16 protein-coding genes are annotated in these 19,645 nt (G+C 61.2%); 8 read left to right on the forward strand and 8 right to left on the reverse strand.

Annotated elements, in window-relative coordinates:
- The first annotated feature begins 1 nt into the window (after position 1).
- Complete coding sequence (locus tag ISP18_RS18560; protein WP_380015620.1) at positions 2 to 184, forward strand: hypothetical protein; 183 nt, start codon at positions 2 to 4, stop codon at positions 182 to 184.
- Between the two features lie 101 nt (positions 185 to 285).
- On the opposite strand, the gene ISP18_RS18565 is transcribed toward ISP18_RS18560, so the two are convergent.
- The 5 genes from ISP18_RS18565 to ISP18_RS18585 all read right to left on the reverse strand — a co-directional run bounded on the left by ISP18_RS18565 (position 286) and on the right by ISP18_RS18585 (position 9,120).
- Entirely contained in the window at positions 286 to 1,056 is a 771-nt protein-coding gene (locus ISP18_RS18565) for a polysaccharide deacetylase family protein (protein ID WP_380015623.1), read from the reverse strand.
- Between the two features lie 317 nt (positions 1,057 to 1,373).
- Positions 1,374 to 4,448 carry a TonB-dependent receptor domain-containing protein gene (locus tag ISP18_RS18570; protein WP_380015626.1) on the reverse strand — a complete coding sequence of 1,025 codons (3,075 nt, stop codon included), beginning with the start codon at positions 4,446 to 4,448 and terminating at the stop codon, positions 1,374 to 1,376.
- Positions 4,449 to 4,683: 235 nt separating this feature from the next.
- Positions 4,684 to 7,161: a protease pro-enzyme activation domain-containing protein gene (locus tag ISP18_RS18575; RefSeq protein ID WP_380015629.1), complete on the reverse strand. Its 2,478-nt coding sequence runs from the start codon at positions 7,159 to 7,161 to the stop codon at positions 4,684 to 4,686.
- Between the two features lie 376 nt (positions 7,162 to 7,537).
- Entirely contained in the window at positions 7,538 to 8,533 is a 996-nt protein-coding gene (locus ISP18_RS18580; protein ID WP_380015632.1) for a FecR family protein, read from the reverse strand.
- A gap of 5 nt (positions 8,534 to 8,538) precedes the next feature.
- Complete coding sequence (locus ISP18_RS18585; RefSeq protein ID WP_380015635.1) at positions 8,539 to 9,120, reverse strand: RNA polymerase sigma factor; 582 nt, start codon at positions 9,118 to 9,120, stop codon at positions 8,539 to 8,541.
- 180 nt (positions 9,121 to 9,300) lie between these two features.
- Between ISP18_RS18585 and ISP18_RS18590 the strand changes: the two genes are divergently transcribed.
- Entirely contained in the window at positions 9,301 to 9,534 is a 234-nt protein-coding gene (locus tag ISP18_RS18590) for a hypothetical protein (protein ID WP_380015638.1), read from the forward strand.
- A gap of 7 nt (positions 9,535 to 9,541) precedes the next feature.
- On the opposite strand, the gene ISP18_RS18595 is transcribed toward ISP18_RS18590, so the two are convergent.
- From ISP18_RS18595 to ISP18_RS18605, 3 genes are read right to left on the reverse strand one after another with little or no spacing between them, the layout of a single operon-like run.
- Positions 9,542 to 10,531 carry a FecR family protein gene (locus ISP18_RS18595; RefSeq protein ID WP_380015641.1) on the reverse strand — a complete coding sequence of 330 codons (990 nt, stop codon included), beginning with the start codon at positions 10,529 to 10,531 and terminating at the stop codon, positions 9,542 to 9,544.
- 5 nt (positions 10,532 to 10,536) lie between these two features.
- Complete coding sequence (locus ISP18_RS18600) at positions 10,537 to 11,082, reverse strand: RNA polymerase sigma factor (protein ID WP_380015644.1); 546 nt, start codon at positions 11,080 to 11,082, stop codon at positions 10,537 to 10,539.
- Positions 11,083 to 11,093: 11 nt separating this feature from the next.
- Complete coding sequence (locus ISP18_RS18605) at positions 11,094 to 11,735, reverse strand: STN domain-containing protein (RefSeq protein ID WP_380015647.1); 642 nt, start codon at positions 11,733 to 11,735, stop codon at positions 11,094 to 11,096.
- Between the two features lie 833 nt (positions 11,736 to 12,568).
- On the opposite strand from ISP18_RS18605, the gene ISP18_RS18610 reads away from it, so the two are divergent.
- The 6 genes from ISP18_RS18610 (at position 12,569) to ISP18_RS18635 (ending at position 19,613) form a co-directional block, all read left to right on the forward strand.
- The gene (locus tag ISP18_RS18610) at positions 12,569 to 14,194 is read left to right on the forward strand and encodes a ShlB/FhaC/HecB family hemolysin secretion/activation protein (protein ID WP_380015650.1); all 1,626 of its coding nucleotides are present in this window, start codon (positions 12,569 to 12,571) and stop codon (positions 14,192 to 14,194) included.
- Between the two features lie 92 nt (positions 14,195 to 14,286).
- Positions 14,287 to 16,062 carry a DUF2341 domain-containing protein gene (locus ISP18_RS18615; RefSeq protein ID WP_380015653.1) on the forward strand — a complete coding sequence of 592 codons (1,776 nt, stop codon included), beginning with the start codon at positions 14,287 to 14,289 and terminating at the stop codon, positions 16,060 to 16,062.
- 10 nt (positions 16,063 to 16,072) lie between these two features.
- Positions 16,073 to 16,477 (forward strand): ExbD/TolR family protein, encoded by a 405-nt coding sequence (locus ISP18_RS18620; protein ID WP_380015656.1) that lies wholly within the window; start codon positions 16,073 to 16,075, stop codon positions 16,475 to 16,477.
- Positions 16,478 to 16,487: 10 nt separating this feature from the next.
- Positions 16,488 to 17,162: an energy transducer TonB family protein gene (locus ISP18_RS18625; protein ID WP_380015659.1), complete on the forward strand. Its 675-nt coding sequence runs from the start codon at positions 16,488 to 16,490 to the stop codon at positions 17,160 to 17,162.
- A gap of 98 nt (positions 17,163 to 17,260) precedes the next feature.
- Positions 17,261 to 18,982 carry a putative porin gene (locus tag ISP18_RS18630; RefSeq protein WP_380015662.1) on the forward strand — a complete coding sequence of 574 codons (1,722 nt, stop codon included), beginning with the start codon at positions 17,261 to 17,263 and terminating at the stop codon, positions 18,980 to 18,982.
- A 10-nt stretch (positions 18,983 to 18,992) separates the two neighbouring features.
- Positions 18,993 to 19,613: a hypothetical protein gene (locus tag ISP18_RS18635; protein WP_380015665.1), complete on the forward strand. Its 621-nt coding sequence runs from the start codon at positions 18,993 to 18,995 to the stop codon at positions 19,611 to 19,613.
- Positions 19,614 to 19,645 lie beyond the last annotated feature (32 nt).

Genomic DNA, 19,645 nt, shown 5'->3' on the forward strand with positions numbered 1-19,645 from the left:
CATGACGACGAAGCCGGCCGCGGATACCACCATCGACAAAGCAGGTACATCCGACACCGCCGGTTCGTCCGGCAGCATGCACGTCCCGCATCACGGTTCGCAGGAAATGGCGGACGTGGCCGCCCATGACGAGGTGCTGCATGACGCAGCATTGCGCGAGTCATCGCTGCGCGTGCCGCGCTGAGTTCACCCCATAGGCTGGGATGACAATCCCAGCATTCTTACGGCTTGCTGATGCTGGGATTGTCATCCCAGCCTACGTAATTGCTCATAGCGGATGCCGCGTTAGTTGATCTCGCTGCTGTCGGAAAGCTGATCCGGCAGCACGAACTGGAAGCCGCGTTGTTCCAGCTGCGTAAGCATCTGGTCGAGCACAGCGACCGTGGTTGGCCTTTCATGCAACAGCAGGATGGACTGATCCTCCGGCTGCTCGGTGCTCCACTGCAGAATCTGCTCGGGTTTGGTCACCCAGCTGTCCTGGCTGTTGGCGTTCCACAGCATCTGCTTCATCCCGTACGACTGCGCCACCTTGGCGACGAGCGGTGACGTGGCGCCGAAGGGCGCGCGGAAGTAATAAGGATGTCGGCCGGTCAGCTCCGCCAGGCGTTTGCTGCATCCGCCAATCTGTTGCTCGAGTTCCGGTTGCGCAAGCGTGTCCAGCTTCAGATGATCGTAGCTGTGGTTGCCAATCAGGTTGCCTGCGCGTTCGAACTTGCCGAGCACATCGCGATTGGCCTCGTTGATGTGGCTGCATACGAGAAAGAACACGGCACGTGCATGATGTTTGCGCAGGATATCGAGGATCTGTTCATCCAGGCCGTAGCCATACGGGCCGTCGTCGAACGTCAGCACCATGTACTTACGTCCCGCCAGGAAATCACTTGCCGTGCGCCAGGGACGACTGTTGACGTGCTGGACGCTAGCGCTCGCCTGATCAAGCACGAATTGCGGCCGCTCCATGCCGTGCGCAGTCAGCAGCATCGCGTAGAGAAAAAGGGTCAGCAGTAGTCCACCAACCGCGACATAGCTGCGGTACGCATACCAGAACATGGTCATTCACTCGTTCGAAGGGGAAGCGGTCACTTCGAGCGCCCGAACGGATCAGACGCAGGAGCCCTGCCAATGGGCGTACGGCTCACTCCCCTCGATAACCGCCGTACGTCGTTGGCACTGGGTCGGATGCACAGGATGTGCCAAGCACTCAACGCTGTCCCAAGGGTGCCAATAGTCGGTTATTACAGGCTGTTGGAGGGGAGAAGTGTGACTGCTTCCACATGCAGCACTCGGATTTTCACGCATCAAAACGGCTGGCTTTCGATGGCAGCTTCGCGATTTCACGAATGTGAACTGAAAAATGTGACCTGCTGCGTCGCTTAGTGCCCGTCGTGTAGACGCACGTCCGCCTGCAACATGATTTCCCGTCCGTAAATGGTGTAGTTCTCGTTGTTGAAATAGGGATAGAGCACGTAGCTTGCGTCGCGTGGCGGCATCTTGTTGGCGATGTTGTTGATCAGCAGGGACACCGCAAGCCTGCGCGTGGGCCGATAGGTGGCGCTGGCGTTGAAGGTGATCCACGGTGGCAGGCGGCCCGCGCCGGGATAGCCGATGCCATTGTTGGTGGCGAGGAAGTTAGGCGAAGGTCCGTAGCGATGTCCATACAGCGTGCCTGTCCAGTGTCCGCCGGGGCTGGTCCAGGTAATGCTGCCGTTGGCGATGCTCTTGAACTCGGTGCTGTACTGCGCGTTGGCAAGGTTGTTGATCGGCGGCTGGCCGGGCGCGATCTGATAGTCATGTTTGAGCATGTCGTTGTAATCGAGCCGAAGATCGAGTGTGCCCAAATTAAACAGCGCGAAGCGATAGCGCGCGCTGCCCATGATGGATTTGGTCACCTCGTTGGAGAGATTGGCGTAATAGGTGGTGATGCCGGTCACCGGTCCTCCGCTGCCCGCACGCATGACCTGGCTGGTCGCTCCACGGCACTCGGACGAGTTGGGATCGCGCTGGCCGAGCAGGCATTGGGCGTCGGTTTGCATCAGTAGCGGGATATCCTGCTGCACCACCTCATTCTGAATCGCGATGTGCAGGTAATCGAGGCTGAGCTCGACTTGGTCGATGGGCGACCACACCGTGCCGAAGTCCCAGCTCTGTGCCGAGGTCGGTTGCAGGTGCGGATTGGCTCGCGTGGTGCCCTGGACGCTGTATTGATAATCCGTGCCGCAAGCACTGCTATGTGCCTGCGCGCACTGGTAGTAATCGGTGATGAGAGTGTAGTAGTCGGTGGGGCCTAAGAAGATCGACGAAAGATCGGGTGCCTTGAATGAAGTGGTGTAATTGCCGCGTATCAGCAGCGTATTCAGCGGACGGTATTCCAGGCCGATCTTGTAAGTGAATTTGCGATTGTCGCTGCCTTCGTCGAGCGCGTAATAGTCGTAACGGCCCGACAGATCCAGCGTAAGCATCTTCAGCAGCGGTAGATTCAGTTCAAAGGCCGATGCCGCATGGAATCTGCGTCCGCCGCCGCCCGTGGCCGCGTGTTCGAAGATATCGTTCTGTGTGAAAAGCGGATTCACCGGCTCGTGCCAGGCTTCGCTGCCGCCTTCGATCAGCGCAGCAAATCCTGCATCGCCGCCGGGAAGGGCAAACAGCGAGGCGTTGCTGAGCGTTGCGCGCGTATCGTTGATCCAGGTGTTGCTGGGCTCGTCGACGCTCTGCGAGAAGCTTGCATACTGCGCCGGTGTGATTGCCTGGAAGAAGGCTGAATAAGCGGGGTTGTACATTTTCACGCCGGTGTGCGGATCCACGCTGACCACCGGGCCGAGGATGGTATTGAAGAATGCGTCAACCTTCGGCTTGATCAACAAGTCCTCAGTCACCTTGGTGCGATCGCCGCTGCGCAGGTAGTAAATATCCCAGTTCCAGCCCGAATCGCCCCAGCGGCCGTTAGCGCCGATATCGGCCTGGTACAGTAGATCGTTCTGTTGATCCATCTGGCCGGCCGCGCCGCCGGGCATTTCCTCGGGCGCGAAAAAGCGCTCAAGATAAAGATAGTGGCCGGTGCTTGCATCTTCGATCAGGCCATGCGGCAGGTCATCGGGAAACCAGCTGGAAACACCGGAAAACCAGCGTTGCTGTTGCGAGTTCACCATCGCATCGCCATACAGCCGTACCTGATCGGTGAGCCGATAGGCCAATTTCAGCATACCGTCCAGATTGCGCAGTTGGTTGCTGTACGTGGTATAGCCATCCAGATTGGGTGAACCGCAATACAAGCCGGGTGGCGCATGGCTTGCAACTAGCGTCGTACTGCCGCCGAAAAGCTGGTTGGCGCAGCCGTGCAGTGGCGAGAGATAGGTCAGGGGGTTGCCGGTGAAGCTGCTGGCCGTACCGTAATCGAGAATCCCAGCCTGTACGGCAGGGGGCGTGTCATGTGCTGTCAGTTCGCGTTGATAGCCCCAGATCGGCGATGCGTTGTCGAACTCGGCCGCCATCAGCAGTTGCCATTTACCGACATCTCGGCCATACACGCCGCTGATGCGCTGGTTGGCTCCGGCGCCGCCCACATAACCTCCCGTGCGTACCGACACCTCGCCGCCTTGCATGTGCGTGCGGGTGACGATATTGATCACACCGCCGATCGCTTGCGAGCCGTAGATCGATGACGCGCCGCCCGGCATCACGTCGATATGATCGATCATGGCCAGCGGAAAATTCGCCACGCTGGTGAAATTGATGGTGCCGTTGTACAACCGGCCGAAATTGGCCACCGGCTTGCCGTCGAGCAGTATCAGGGTCAACTGTGGTCCCAGGCCGAACAGGCTCACCGGTTGGGCGCCCTGCGTGAACGTGCGTGCTGCTTGCGGTCCTTGCACCGAACCGGTCGCGAGCACCGAGTTCTGCAGCACCTCGGCCAGGTTGTTGAAGCCGCGCGTGCGGATGTCCGAGGCAGTGATGGTGTAGGTTGGCGTGGCGGTCTGGATGTTGGCGTTGTCGATCAACGAGCCGCTGACGGTCACGGCGTTAAGCGTTCGGGGCTTGTCGTCGACGGCGTTGTCGATCGTCTTGCTTGGCGGCGGATGAAAAACCGGCGCCGGCTCCAGTACGAACGTGGCCGCGTTGATGGTTTTCCAGTTCAGGTCTGTGCCAGCCAGCAGCTGTTTCAACGCTTCGGCAGCGGTAAAGCGTCCGGACACACCGTTCGTGCGTTTGCCGGCAACCAACGCGGGGTCATACACGATCTGGATATCGCCTTGCGTGGCGAGTGAGTCCAACGCGTTGCGCAGCTCGCCGGCCACCACCGAGTAGTTTTGCGCCGTGGCGGCCGATTCGGCGGCCAGTGCAGGGAGCGCCGCCCATGCTGCAACGGCTATACACAGCAGAAGACGCACGCACGCGATGATGCAGCGAAGCAGGGATGCCGGTCTTCCGGCGTCGCCCAGGATGCGCGGCATGCGAATCCGCGGCGTCCGTCCCCCACAACGTCGGTGCATTCCGCTCTTGTGCCTCCCCGTCCCATTCCCGCGAAGGAAATATGCTTCGCCCGCTCTGCGGCAGGTGATTCGATAATAGGGCAAGGAAGGGCAGGCGTGCTGTCAAATGTTCATAACCTAAGAGCCTGCCCGCATCGTGCGGGCAGGCTCTTAGGCCGCATTCCATGGCACGCCTCCCTGCGCGCCGAAAACCGTTTCAGAACGTCAGGTTCCAACTATTGAGTGTGCCGTAGTCCCCGTAGTACTGCGGGTCGTTGTCGATGACCTTGAGCTTCCACGTGCCATTGGCCGGCACCGACGAGGCATTCACCGTCCAAGTGGTGTTGATGTTGCCGTCATTGCCGTAGTCCGGGTTTTGCAGCACGGCGTAGGCGCCGTTCGGGGCGATCAGCTCGATGGTCAGGTCGCCCGACCAGTTGTGCGTGACGCTGGCGTGCACCTTCAGCGTCGTCGACGCGTTACCCGACAACCCGCTCACCGCGATGCTGCTGGTGATGGTGGCGTTGTCGTTGATCACCACCTGTTTGGTGTTGCTGAACACGTGGCTCGTGCCGCCACTGCTGCTGCTCACGGTGACAGACGCGGACTTGGTGCTGGTGGCACCAGTGTTGTCCGTGACGGTGAGCGTGACGGTATACGTGCCAGCAGCCGCGTAAGTGTGGCTGGGGCTGGCCGAGGTGGAGCTGCTGTTGTCACCGAAGTTCCACGCGTACGAACTGATCGTGCCGCCGGTATCGGTGGAGCTGTTGCTGAAGCTCACCGTGAGCGCGTTCACCGTGTCGGTGAAGTTCGCCGCCGGCTTGCCCGTGGTGCCGCCACCGCTGGAGCCGCCCCAATACTTGGTGACGTAGGTATTGAATTTGGCGATGTCGAGGCTGCCCCAGCCGGTGGTGTTGTCGTAACCGGCGGCGGCGTTATAGCCATAGCCGTTGTAACCGTTATTGCCCGAGGTCACGTCATGCAGCGGCGTGGCGTCCTTCGAAAAGTAGGTGTACATGTTCTGCGTCGGCAAACCCAGCGAGTTGTTGTTGGCCGATTCGATACGTGCCCACAGGCCGACGAACAACGGCGAAGCCAGACTGGTGCCGCCGACCTGCTGGTTGGCCTGGCCGTTGATCACGATCAGCGCGCCGGAGCTGGAGGCAGCATCGAACGCCACATCCGGAAGCTGGCGCTTGGTTACCGACGAGCCCAGTGCGGAGGTCTGCCATGAAGGAGCACTTTCGAACAGGCTGACGCCACCGCCGGTGGCCCACAGGCGTTCATTGTTGTCGTTGTTGTTCGGATCGACGGCGGCAAGGCCTTCGTTCCACACCGTTTCACCCGTCCAGGTGGTGGTGCCGCTGGTGCTCAGCGTCGTACCGCCTACCGCCACCACGTTTGGCGACGTGGCCGGTTCGCTCACACCGTAATGGCTGAGGTCGATCTGCACCGTTCCACTGGAATTGGCGATATAGCCGGGCGCGCCTTCGGTGGGGTCGCTCGACCATTGATACACGCCCGCGTCGCCCGCTGCGATGGAAAAGGTCTGTCCTTGCGCAACCGCCTGCGCGAACACCTTGTCGTCCGCCGCCTGCGTGCCGGAATTATTCGCCGCCGTTTCGTCTTCGCCCAGCGAAACGTTGATCACCTTGGCCACATTGTCGGTCACCGCCTTGTTGTACGCGGCAGTGATGTTCGCATCGGTCAACTGGCTGTCCTGGCTGTCGCCGTTGATCGCCGCGTAGAAGATGAGCTGCTTCACGCCGCCGGACATCGCGACGATGTCCTGGCTGTCCAGATCCCATTCCGACGGATCGCCGTCGCTAGCCAGCGTGCCGCTGCCGCCCGCCACGGTAGCCGTGTTCACCGTCGCCAGGCCTGCGTTCTTGGTGAAGGTGTTCAGATCGCTGACGGTCTGGGTCATGTCGCCCCAGGTGATGATGCCGACCACGGTGTTGGAAGCGGTCGGTGTGCTGCCGGCATCGTAAATCTTCGGAAAATCGGTGGGATTGTGGCCGACCACGCCACTGGCGGCCTGCGTCTTCACCGCATCGTTGCCGATGCGATGCGACATCACGTGCGGCTTCGCGTAATCCTGCAAGCCGAGCACTCCATCCACCACGCTGCCCAACGATTGCGGCACCGTCAGGTCGGCGCCGTTGGCGAAATGCTGCTCACCCTTGAAGCGGAAAGTTTTCATGTTGGCGCCGAATGCCGCATTCGCGCCGGCTGCTGTGCCGTTCGCCGATATCAGCAAGTTGTTCGGTGCGACCTTGATGTTGCTGAAGCCCGATGCCTTCAGATGCGCCACCACAGCCTGCACTTGAGCATCGGTAGGCGCGTATTGCGCCTTGAACTGCGTAGGTGTCAGGAAGTGGTGATAGTTCGCGTCGCCGGGCTGATTGACGGCGGCGAGAAAACTCTGCAGCTGATCGACGTTGCGCAGATTAAGGCTGACTTCCACATGCAGCGGCTTGCTCTGTTCCAGCGGCGCGATCTGCGCGGCATCGATCGAAGGGTGCCCCGTCATCACCAACGTGGAAAACTTGCCGCCGTTGTCTTGGATGCCGGCGTGCGTGCGCGTGGCCACGCGTGTGTCGGCTGCGTGCGCCGATATCGACATCAACGCCAGCGTTAACGCCGCCGGCAAAAGCAATGGACGAATCCCCAAAAGCCCAGAATGTTTCGACATGTATGAACTCCCTCAAATTTTCAGGGCGAACGAAGCCGATGCGGCTCGCAAGCCCCATACGTTAGTTATGGCCGCGCGTGCGGCACATCGATTCACAGCGATGCCGGCGCCGCTGAAGTAAGTCCTTCCGACGGCTGCGTCCCCTCGATCCCTCTACGCAGTCCGCGTTAGCGTCGCCGAAGAATAAGACGGGTGCAGTGAGGACAACCCTACCTGGCAGGTGTTAGGAAACGTTGTCGATTGCAACGTAAGAAACGTCATATGCGAATTGGAACGAGATAAATCTCGTTTCGTTATTTTCGCGAAAGCTGTTTCTCTCATGGACGTCATTCCCGGGAAAGCGGGAATGACGACCACAAGGTCACGAAGCGGCGTGTCAGCGCGACAGCACAATCTGCTTGTCGCTCACGCGCCTGGCGCGAATCGCCCAGCCTTGCTGCAGCATCTGCAAGAACGTTTGCTGATCATTCGTACGGAAGACACCGCTGATGCGGATGTTCTGCAGCGACGAATCGCCGATCCCGATTTTCGCGCTGTTGTAGCGATTCATCTCGGCCAGCAGTTGTGGCAGGCGCCAGTCGTGCACGAACAGCTTGCCTTGCGTCCAGCCCTGCGTTTGTTGCAGATCGATCGGCTGCACTGGTGTGATGCGCCCAGTCTGGTCGAAGCTCAGGCTTTGTCCGCTCGTCAACGATGCGCTTTGTGGCGCGCCGTCTGGCGATTGCGTGGCGATCGCCAACTTGCCCTTCAGCAGCGCCACGTCCGTGGCGCTTTCATTGACGCGCACCTGAAACTCCGTGCCAACAGCGGTTACCGTTCCGTTGCCGGCGTACACCACGAATGGCCATGCGTGATTACCCTGCACGGCGAATTGCGCCTGTCCATGCAACAGATCTACGCGGCGCGTGTGCGAGCTGTAGCGAATGACCATTTCGGTGTCTGTATCCAGCAGTACGGACGAGCCGTCCGCGAGTTGCACCGTGCGTTGCTGACCGGCCCTCGTCGCATACGCGCTACCGACGGGATCGGCGGGCGTTGCAAGCCATCGGGGCAGGGCGACCACGGCTACGAGTAGGGCCAAGCCGGCCGCCAATGCCGGGAACAACCAGCGCCGCGGCGCTGCCGGCTCACCACGCAAGGCGCGCTGTGCGGCGGCGGCGATCGCAGGATCTCTCACCGCCGCCTCGCTGCGTTTCCAGATCAGCTCCAGCTCGCGATAGGCCGCCGCATGGTTCGGATCGGCATTGCGCCAGCGCTCGAACGCGGCGCGTTCCTCGGGTGGACAGTTTGCGTCGAGCAGGCGCGCGAACCACTGCTCCGCCTCATCCTGCGAGCCGGGTCGCGTCCCACCGTTTGCATTTTCCCTGTCCATGCCCATTACAACGTTTCCGTCGATGAATCGCCTACCTTGCGCCGCAGCTGACTAAGCGCGGTGGCAAGGTGTTTTTCGACCATCTTCACCGAGATGCCGCAGCGTTGGGCGATCTGCGCATGACTCAAGCCGTGTACGCGCTTGAGCAGGTAGACACGCTGGCACTTGGGCGGCAGTTCCATGATCGCCCGGGACAGGCGCGCCACCTGTTGATCGTAGAGCGCGCGTTGTTCCGGCGTGTGCTCGCCGGTGGCGATTTCCAGGCTATCTAGCGCGACGTGGTCCTTGCTGTGATGGCTAAGCGCGACGCGGTACTGGTCGTGCGCCACGTTCACCGCGATACGGTATAGCAGCTGTTTCCAGGCCGAAGGCGGCTCCGATTCGCGATAGCGCATCAGCTTGGTCATGCTTTCCTGCGCAGCATCCTCGGCGTCCTGCTCGGAAGCCGTTCGCGCGCGCAGAAACTGCAGCAGGCCACGAAACTGGCTGCGCAGGAACGTTTCGAAACCATGCGTATTGGCATGCACGTCGATGACCGGGACATCCGGCATCGGCCCCATCGACGCACTCTCCCGCTTGTTCTTCATCCCCGGATTCGTACCTACCCCACCCAGCGTCGGCCGAATGTGACGCAAAACGGGGGCGTATGCAAATCGGTAGTTTTCCGGCCCTAGGATCGGGAAGGCATCAGCGAATCGGCCCGCACCCAACGCAACGGGTTGACATACCCAGCAGGAATTTGTCACACATGCCAGTGCAAGCTTGACGTGCAATCAAGACATTTGGAGCAGGTATCCGTGAACGTGTCGGTGCAACTCGAAAAGTACGAAGTGGCTGGATTGGAATGCGTCGCGGAAGGTCGCGCAACAGCCGTGCCCGAGCACGTTACCTCTCGTCTGCTCGAGATGGGCTTGGTACAGCAGTACGACGAAGCCGAGCGTGGCGTAACGCTGCAGCTCACACCGAAAGGGTTGTCCTTCATCCGCTCCAGCGATCAGTGAGCGCCGCTCAACTCAGTATCACGATTCCACCGGGCAACGACGTTACTTTCGCGCCGTAGGCATCCTGGATCAGCGCCGCCACATCGGCCAGTTGATTGAGCGAGAACCGCGCCTGCACCTTGCGTTCCGCTAGACCATCATTGGCCAGAATGATCTTGCCCGGGCGATAGCGGTTGATTTCACGCACCACGTCGGCCAGTGGCTGGCCATCGAAAATCAACACGCGACGCCGCCACGCCATCGTGACTTCGATATCCGCGAGCGTCACTTCGCCGACACGGCCGTTGCCGTAATCAGCACGCTGCGCCGTCTTGAGTACTGCAGTCTGACCTTGATAACGCAGGGTGGTCGCGCCGTCGAGACCCGTCACCTGCACGCCGGCATCCTCGCACCGCACGTTGCATTTGCCCATCACACCGACGTCGACGCGACCGCCGCCCGCGAACACGCTGACCGGGCCGTCGGCAGCAGCGGTGGACTTCACCTGTATTTCACCGCTCAACAGCTCGATACCGGTCACCCGGCCTTGCGCCTTGCGCAGGTTTATCGTGGTCTGCGTATTCATCTGCACCATGACACCTTGGCCTAGATCCACCTCGCGCTGTTCACCGGTCGCCGTGCGGTAGTCGGCTGCCATGTCCGATAGCGACGGCCACAATTGCAGCGGCGGATGGACCACGGCCACCGCCACGGCGGCGGTAACGGCCGCGCCGAGAAAGGCGCGCCGGCTCATGCGCATAGTGGTATCGCGGTTGGATTGCGCGGCGGCACGCGTCCGTTCGCCGGCCATGAATGCTTGCGCGGCGGGCCCGAGGCTTTCCCACATGCGGCGCGTTTCGGCGAACGCCTCTACGTGCGCAGGGCTCTGTCCGCACCAGTGCTCGAAGGCGCGCGCGTCATGCGGAGTGGCTGTGCCCGAAGTCAGGCGCAGCAACCACCGCTGCGCTTCTTTGTGCAGCGCGGCACGACGATGGGCCATGTGATCGGGAATACGCATACCCCTTAAGACTCTTTTCCCGCACCGGGACCGAACCGCTGGATGACTTTGCGATCGAGACGCTTGCCACAATGTTCGAGCGCCTTCTTCAATTCCTTGCCCACCATGCGCACAGAAATGCCGAAACGGCCGGCGATGTCCTCCTGGGGCACGTCATTGACGCGGGCCGCTATCAGGATCGCGCGCTGCCGTTCGGTCAGTTCGCCCAAAGCCTGTTCCAGCACCTGTACTTCCAACTGGGCATGCACGACCCTGGCTGGATCCAGCGTATCCGCGCCGAAGTTCAGCAGGTCGTCCACTTCGCTGCCGGTGAGGTAGCGTGCATCGGCCTGGCGCTGATCCGTCGCGGCGTTGATGGCCATGCGGAACAGATAGCCCGCCGGATTGCTCGACACGCACGAACTGTTTCCCATGCGTTCGATGCGCAGGTAGGTTTCCTGCAAGGCATCGTTGGCGAGTTCGTCCGAGCCCAAGCGGTTTTTCAGGCGCCGGCGCAGTTCGTGACGGCGCTCCATGAACAGGCGAAGCAACGGCAATGACGTCGTTTCCATTGCCGGGAGCCTCAGTGCAGCAACAGGGGAGCGGTGGCACAAGCCGACATTTCCGCTTTATGCCCGGGCAATAGCAGCAAAGTGATCGGCTGCGGCATGCCAGGCGGCGGCGGATCGAGCACCAGTTCGTCCAAGGCGCGATGCACTTGTTCATCGCGCCGCGGGTTGCTGGGGCTCAACAGCTTCGTTCGTTCGACGCGCCCCGATTGGCCGATCCATAGCTGCAAGGCGAGGCGATACGTGCCCGGGCGGGTTTCGTCAAACTGGCACAGTGCAGCCTCGATGGGTTTCTGGATCTTTCCGGCGTAGCGTTCGATCACGGTTTCGATTCCCTCAACCCCAAGGCTTTCAGATCTTTCGGGCGCCGCCTTGTCGGCGGCTTTGCCCGGCTCGGCGAGCTTCAGCGTGAAGGCTTGGTCGCTGGAATAGCTGGCGACCAGCCCGGTTCCTGCAAGCAACTGCCGTAACGCCTCGGTCTTGTCGTAATTCCCGTGCACGCCGGGCGAGTTCTTTCCCGCCGCCAGCGTGTTATCCACGAGCACCGCCTGTCCGGTGATCTCGCTATACGTTCGCAAGGCCGCCAGCAGCGGCTGCGGTGATATGTCGAACGCGATGGTGTCGTCGGTGCGGGAGTAGCCGATTTGCGTGTCCATAGGCGAAGTCGCCTGGTACGGCGCGAAAACCGGTCCCGCAGAAGATGGCCAAGGCAGCATCAAACATAAAACCGCACATGCAAACCGGAATACGAACCCGTCAAAACCCGTTGTTACGAAAGCGCCACACGTTGAATGGCCTCCTTGGACAAGCATTGAAGACTATGCCGGCAATATGACAGTGAATCGCGTGCCAACTGCTTTACTCCCTCTCCTCCGGGGACGAGGCTGAAGCGAGGGGTAAATCTTGCGAAGACTTTTGTTTCCTCACGCAAATCTTCAAAGCATCGACCCTCGCATTCGAAAACTTTTTCCGTGAGCGATACCCCTCATCCAACCTCTCCCTAGAAGAGAGAGGAAGCTGAAAGTGCGCGATGTCGTGTGTCCAGACACATGACACTTGCATGTCCGAAACCCCTGTCTACGCCAGATACATGAAATTTTCGTGACATGGTTCAGTCGCGAAGTGAGAGGCCGGTCTAAACGGGCAGGGATGTCGTGGACGGGCAAGGACGCCCTTTCTGGATTTTTGCGTCACGCGCGGCGCCAGGCGTTCGCGTGCGGGGACTTTTTGACTCTTGCAAATGGACGGCCAAAAGCCGTCGTGATCGGGATACGCATTGCGTGATCAGGCAAAAGAGACATCGACTGCAAGGAACGCGAGTGCCACAAGGACGTGGCAGGGGGGCGGAAAGCATGCAAGCGGCGCGTGTTGTGGAGCCGACACGCCGCTGTCGTGATTCGGTTATATGCGGCACGGTAGTGTCGCCGGGTCGACAGGGGACATATCGACCACGGAAAGCCGGGTTATCGACGCAAGCGCGAGGCGGCGAATGAGCATGCGGCAAGGAGAGGGCACTCCGGTGCGCCTGAGGCGCCCGCTGGCGGCACTGATCGGCCTGGTGCTTGCCATGCCGCTCGCCGTGCAGGCACAGAATCAAGCCGCACCCGCACCCGCACCGTCGCAGGCGCCCTCCAGCTTTCAGGTGAACGAATACCTGGTGCGCGGCAATACGCTGCTGCAGCCAGTGGACATCGAAGGCTCGATGGATCCGTACCTGGGCCCCGGCCGCAGCATGAACGACGTGCACGCCGCACGCGATGCCTTGCAAAAGCTCTATCAATCCAAGGGCTATCAGTCGGTAGTGGTGGAGATACCACCGCAGCAGGTGAAAAACGGCGTTGTCCTGCTGCAGGTCACCGAAAACAGCATCGGCCGCGTGCGCGTGGAAGGCGCGAAATACCACTCGCCACAGGCCATTCGCGACGCGGTGCCGTCACTCACGCAAGGCAGCGTGCCCAATTTCAATCAGGTGCAAAAGGAACTGACCGATCTCAATCGCCAACCAGGACGGCAGGTCGTGCCACTGCTGAGCCCGGGCAGCATGCCGCAGACGATGGACGTCACGCTCAAGGTGGACGACACCTATCCGCTGCACGGCAGCGTGGAAGTGAACAACGACCACAGCGCCTACACGCCGGACCTGCGCACTATCGCCAATGTTCGCTACGACAACTTGTGGCAACTAGGGCATACCATCTCGGCCACTTATATTGTCGCGCCGGCGGATCGGCATGCGACGGAAGTGTATGCGCTTTCGTATCTTGCACCCTTGAACACCGACTGGAGCCTGCTCGGTTCCGCGTACAAATCCAACAGCAATGCCAACACGCTGGGCGGTACCACCGTGCTCGGCAAAGGCAACGCTGTCAGCCTGCAGGCGACGAAACAACTGCCTGTGCTCGGCGGCGATTACACGCAGATGGTGTCGTTCGGCATCAGCCGTAAGCATTTCGAGCAGAACATCACATTGGGTGGCCAGACGCTACAGGCGCCACTCACGTATTACCCGCTGTCGGCGTCCTACACCGGCCAGCGCACCGGCGACAAATCCACCACCAACTTCACGCTCACCGGCAACTTCGGCTGGCGCGGCGTAGGCAGCAGCAACCAGGCGTTCGACAACCAGCGCTACAACGCGCGCGACAACTTCGCCGACCTGCACCTGGATTTCGGCTACGTGCGCAGCTTTGCCGGCGACTTCGCCGTGGCGACGCGCGCCAGCGCGCAAGCCAGCGATCAGCCACTGATTTCCAGCGAACAGTTCGCGGCCGGCGGCATGAGCACCGTGCGCGGCTATCTGTCGGCGGAAGACACCGCCGACAACGGCGCCATCGCCTCGGTGGAGCTGCGTACGCCGTCCATCCATGCGTGGTTGGGATCGTTCGCCAACGACTGGCGCTTCCATGTGTTCGTCGACAGTGCGCGCCTGATGCTGATCGATCCGCTGGCCGAACAGCGCGGACGCTTCACCTTGCTCAGCACCGGCGTCGGCACGTCGTTCACCGTGTTCCATGTCTTGAACGGCGATCTCGAATACGCCTACCCGCTGAGAGACGGCGTGCAGACCAGGGCGCACGACGGGCATCTGCTTTTCAGCGTGAAAGCGGGACTTTGACCATTTTGCATCATCCGGATAGGGGCTCAACGACAATGCGGTACTTCATTCTTCTATGCGCAATGTGCCTGCTGCTATTGCCGCGATCGAGCATGGCCAGTGAGGCTTCGTGGTGGAACGACGATTGGTCGTACCGCAAACCCATCACGCTAGATACCACTCCAAAGGGTGGAAACATCGCCCAGCCTGCCGGCCGCATGCCGCTGCTGATCCGCCTGCATCCGGGTAACTTCCAGTTCGACGGCGTGGCCAAGAACGGTGCTGATGTGCGCTTTGTCGGCAGCGACGGCAAAACGCCGCTGAATTATCAGATCGAAAGCTTCGATCCGGTGATGGGCGTGGCGCAGATCTGGCTCGACGTGCAGGACCTGCCGGCCAACGGCCAGCAGACCATCTGGATGTACTACGGCAACAGCAAGGCGCCCGCCATGAGCAATGGCGCGGCAACCTTCGATGCGGACTACACCCTGGTGTACCACTTCGACGAACAGAGCGGCCAGCCGCCGAAGGACGCCACGGCATACGGCAACAATGCCGCGAACGGTGCCCTGCGCACGGTGGATGGCGGCATTGCCGGCAACGCGGCACGCTTCGACGGTTCCACCGTCATTACGCTGCCGACCGCTTCTTCGCTGGACATCAAGGACGGCGGCGCCTTCACCTTCAGCGCCTGGATCAAGCTGGATGCGCTACCGACCACCGCGACGCTGCTCTACGGCCATCGCCAGGATAACCGGGCGCTGCTGATCGGCATCGACGGCGGCGCGCCATTTGTTGAAGTGGATGGCGTGGCAGTGAATGGCGGCAGCAGCGTGCCGCAACGCAGTGCCGTGGGCACGCCCCTGAAACCCGGTCAGTGGACGCATATCGCGGTGACCGCCGGCAACGGCCAGATCGCGCTGTACGTAAATGGCCAGCCGTATGCAAATCTCGCCGCAACATTACCTGCATTGAGCGGCAGCGCCACCGTGGGCGGCGACGCTGCGAGCGCGGGCAACACGCCGGTACCGTTCGCGGCCTTCGTCGGCCAGATGGACGAACTGCGCCTGTCGCGCGTGGCACGGCCGGCTGCGGAGATTGCGGCCAACGTGCTGACCCAGGGTGCGGAATCCAAGCTGGTGGCCTACGGTGAGGATGAAAAGAAATCCGGCCTCGGCTTCGGCTACTTCGGCATCATCGTCAAGTCGGTGACGGTGGACGCGTGGGTGGTGATCGGGCTACTCATGGTCATGGCGCTCATCTCCTGGCTGGTGATGTGGCAGCGCGGCAGTTATGTATCGCAGGTGACGAACGCGAACGAGCGTTTCCTGCATCGCTATCGTGAACTCGGCAGCAATCTGCTTGGCCTTGCGAACAAGGATGTTTCGCCGGCGACAAAGAAAGAACTCGCCGGCTCGTCCCTGTATCGCCTCTACGAAACCGGCGCGAAGGAAGTATGGCGTCGCCGTGACGGCGAAGGCCATCTGGTGATCGCTTCCGAATCAATCGCAGCGATCCGCGCGGTAATGGATTCCACCCTAGTGCGCGAGAACCAGGCGCTGTCGCGCTCGATGGTGATGCTCACCATCGCGATCTCCGGCGGTCCGTTCCTGGGGCTGCTTGGCACCGTGGTGGGTGTGATGATCACCTTCGCCGCGATCGCCGCGGCAGGCGACGTGAACATCAATGCGATCGCGCCGGGTATCTCTGCCGCGCTGCTCGCTACGGTGGCTGGTCTGGCCGTCGCGATTCCCGCACTGTTTGGCTACAACTATCTACTGACGCGCAACAAGGCAGTCACCGCGAACATGCAGGTGTTCGTCGATGAGTTCGTGACGCGGCTGGCGGAGCTGCATCGCGCCGCCGATCTCTCCACAGTGGAAAGCTGAGGAGAACGCCATGCAAGTCCAGGACGAAGACAAGCCCTACGACGACATCAACATCACGCCGATGCTCGACCTGGCGTACGTGCTGCTGGTGATCTTCATCATCATGACCACCGCGGCGGTGCAGGGCATCAAGGTGAACCTGCCGAAGGCCAGCGCGTCGATCAGCCTGGCCAAGCCGCAGACCAAAGCGATCACCGTTTCCGATACAGGACAGATCTTCCTTGATGCATATCCGGTGAGCATCGGCGAACTGGAACAGCGGTTGCGCGAACAAAAGGCGTTGACGCCCGATTTCCCGATCATCGTGAAGGGCGATTCCAACGTGCAGTATCAAAAAGTGGTCGACATCCTCGACCTGCTGCGCCGTCTTGAACTCACCCAAGTCGGTCTCGTCACCGGCAAACAATCGAGCTGAGTGCATAACGATGGTCGAGCCCGGTTACCCAGAGCAGACAGGATGGCGTCGATGGCGCAGACGCATCATCGCCGTCGTGCTGCTGCTTGCCGCGGCGTGGCTGGTGTGGATGTTCGCAGGACACGAAGTGGGCGTACGCCGCTCGGCGCCGCGCATTGCCACGATCACGCCATTGCCGCCGCCACCTCCGCCGCCGAAAGAAAAGCCGCCGGAACCGAAGAAGGTCGAGGAAACCAAGCAGGACATTCCGAAACCGGCCGAACCGCTGAAGCCGGTGCAGGCGCCGAAGGCGCCGGATTTGGCGAAGCAGATCACCATCAACGGCCCAGCCCAAGCCGGCAACGACGCGTTCAACATCGGCGCGGGCGAAGGCGGCGGCATGGTGGGCAGTGGCGGCGGCAGCGGCGCTGGCGGCTCTTCCTACGAGCAATACCTGAGCTACGCGCTGCAGGAAGCCATCCAGCACGACGACCGCACGCGACGCCTGGTGTTTGAGGTGCGCGTGAATCTGTGGCTTTCGCCCGACGGCAGCGTGACGCGCGCGGAACTGATGAAGCCCAGCGGCGTGCAGACCACCGATCGCGCCTTGCTCGACGTATTGCGTGGCGTGCACATCGATACGCCGCCGCCCCCGAATTTGAGCATGCCGGTACGCGTGGCCATGCGCGGCTATCGACCCGGCTGAGTTATCGACATGTATTGCCAGCAAGCACTGCAACCGTATTGGAGAATGTAATGACGTCCCGAATCGCCCCACATCATGCCCGGCGTCCCCGCAGAAGGATGCTGTGCCTTGCCGTCGGTCTGCTGCTGGGCGGACAGGCCGTCGCGGGACTCGCGCAGGACGCCGCGCCCTCGACGAACGCCACCATCAACCTGATCCGCCTGATGGTGAAAAAAGGCCTGATCACGCAGACCGAAGCCGATGGCCTGATCAGTGAAGCCAACGACGAAGCGATGCAAGCGCGCAAAGCGACCGCTGCGGCTCCCACGGCCGTGCCCGCGGATGGCGCGCAGCCGGGCGACGTACGCGCGGTTTACGTGCCGCAGAACGTGCGCAACGAAATTCGCGAGCAGGTGAAACAGGAAGTGATCGCGCAGGCCAAGTCTGAGCATTGGGCCGAGCCGAATGCGCTGCCGGAATGGCTCGATCGCATCAGCTGGTATGGCGACGTGCGTGTGCGTGACGAGTCCTGGTACTACAGTCGCAAGAACTCCCCTGATTTCATCAATTACGCTGCGCTCAACCAGACCGGCCCGTACGACATCAACAGCATCACCCAGGGCGTGACGCCGCCGATCCTCAACTCCACCCAGAACCGCTTGAACATGCTGCGCCTGCAGGCACACATCGGCATGAAGATAAAGCTGGGCGATACGGTGACCGCGGGCGTGCGCATCGGCTCAGGCAACGACAACAACCCGGTATCCACCACGCAGACGCTCGGCGGTGGTCTGGTCAAGAAGAACCTGTGGCTGGACCAGGCCTGGATACGCTGGCAGCCGAACGCCTATTACTCGGTTACGGCCGGCCGCATGCCCTCGCCATTCCTGCAGACCGATCTGATCTTTTCGCCCGAGCTTAATTTCGACGGCGTGATCGGTCACGGCGAGTTCCCGTTCAACGACGACATAGGGGCCTTCGTTACCGCGGGCGCGATTCCGATTCAGTACACCAGCAACACCAGCAACAACACTCCGACGCAGGCTTTCAGCAACCAAAAAGCCGACAACGGCGACAAGTGGCTATGGGCCGCTCAGGTGGGCTTCAAGTGGAACTTCGCCAGCGATGCAACCTGGAAAGCGGCGCTGGCCTATTACTTCTTCAATGGCATGCAAGGCCAGCTCTCCGCGCCCTGCGCGATCTACACCGGCATCAACTACTGCAGCACAGACAGTACCGCGCCGCAGTACATGCAGTGGGGCAACACAGTCTTCCTTCTGCGCGACATCATTCCCAATCCATCGTCGCCGACCAACTACGCGCAGCCGCAGTTTGTCGGTCTGTCGTACAACTACCACGTCGCCGACCTCACCAATAAGGTTGACTTCAAGGTGGGCGAGACGCCGATCGAGATCCAGGCCGAGTACGAACGCAACATGGCCTATCACGCGCGCGATGCCTTCGACCGCTATGCGAACGGCCTGGGCCAGCCGGTCAACAACTATCAAGGCAGCGCTACCTCCGGTACCAACGGCCCCTACAAGAGCGGCCCAGTGGGTTGGCTGGTGCGCGGCATCATCGGCACGCCGCAGCCAATGGCGTTGAACGAGTGGAATATCGCGCTGGGCTACAAGTATCTGCAGCCCGATGCGACGCTCGACGGCCTCACCGACCAGAACTTCCATCTCGGCGGTACCAATGCCAAGGGTTTCATCCTCACCGCCGATTACGGCATTGCGCCGCGCACCTGGTTGTCGGCGCGTTACTTCGGCGCCAAGCAGGTGTACGGCCCGCCGTTCACGCTTGATGTCGTGCAGTTTGAAATCAGCACGAAATTCTGAGGGATGACCGATGAAACGCGCAGCAATGATCGCCCTCATCCTCTCTATCGGGCTCACCATGGGCCTGCACGCGCAAACGCTGGAAGAGCAATTGCGCTCGCAGCTCGCTGATGCCCGCAACCAATTGCAGGATCTGCAAGGTCAGCAGGCGCAGTGGCAGGCGGAGAAAACCAAGCTGGAGCAGGAACGCGATGCGGCGCGCAAGGAGGCTGATGCAGCCAAATCGGAGTTGGGCAAGCGCAGCTCGGTGTCGACACAGGACACCGCGGCGTTGGCCTCTGAGCGCACCGCGCACGAACAGGCCGAGGCGGAAGTGCAGCGGCTACAGAAAGTAGTTGCCGACGCCAACACTAAAGAACATGCCCAGGAGCAACACGGTACGGATCTCTCTACGCAATTGAGCGAAGCGCAGACGCAAGTCACCACCTGCACGGCCAAGAATCAGCAGCTCTACAAGATCGGCAACGAGATCCTGGATGCGTACAGCCACATGAGCATCGGTCGCGTCATCGCCGGCCGCGAACCGTTCGCCGCTTCGGAGCGGGTGAAGCTGGAAAACGCGGCACAGGCTTACGGGGATAAGTTGTACGAGCAGCGCTACGACCCGCGTGCGACGGGTAAGAAGCCGTAATCTACACAACGCGGGAAACGGCTCCCTCCCCT

The organism is Dyella humi, assembly GCF_044904605.1.
GTDB lineage: Bacteria > Pseudomonadota > Gammaproteobacteria > Xanthomonadales > Rhodanobacteraceae > Dyella_B > Dyella_B humi.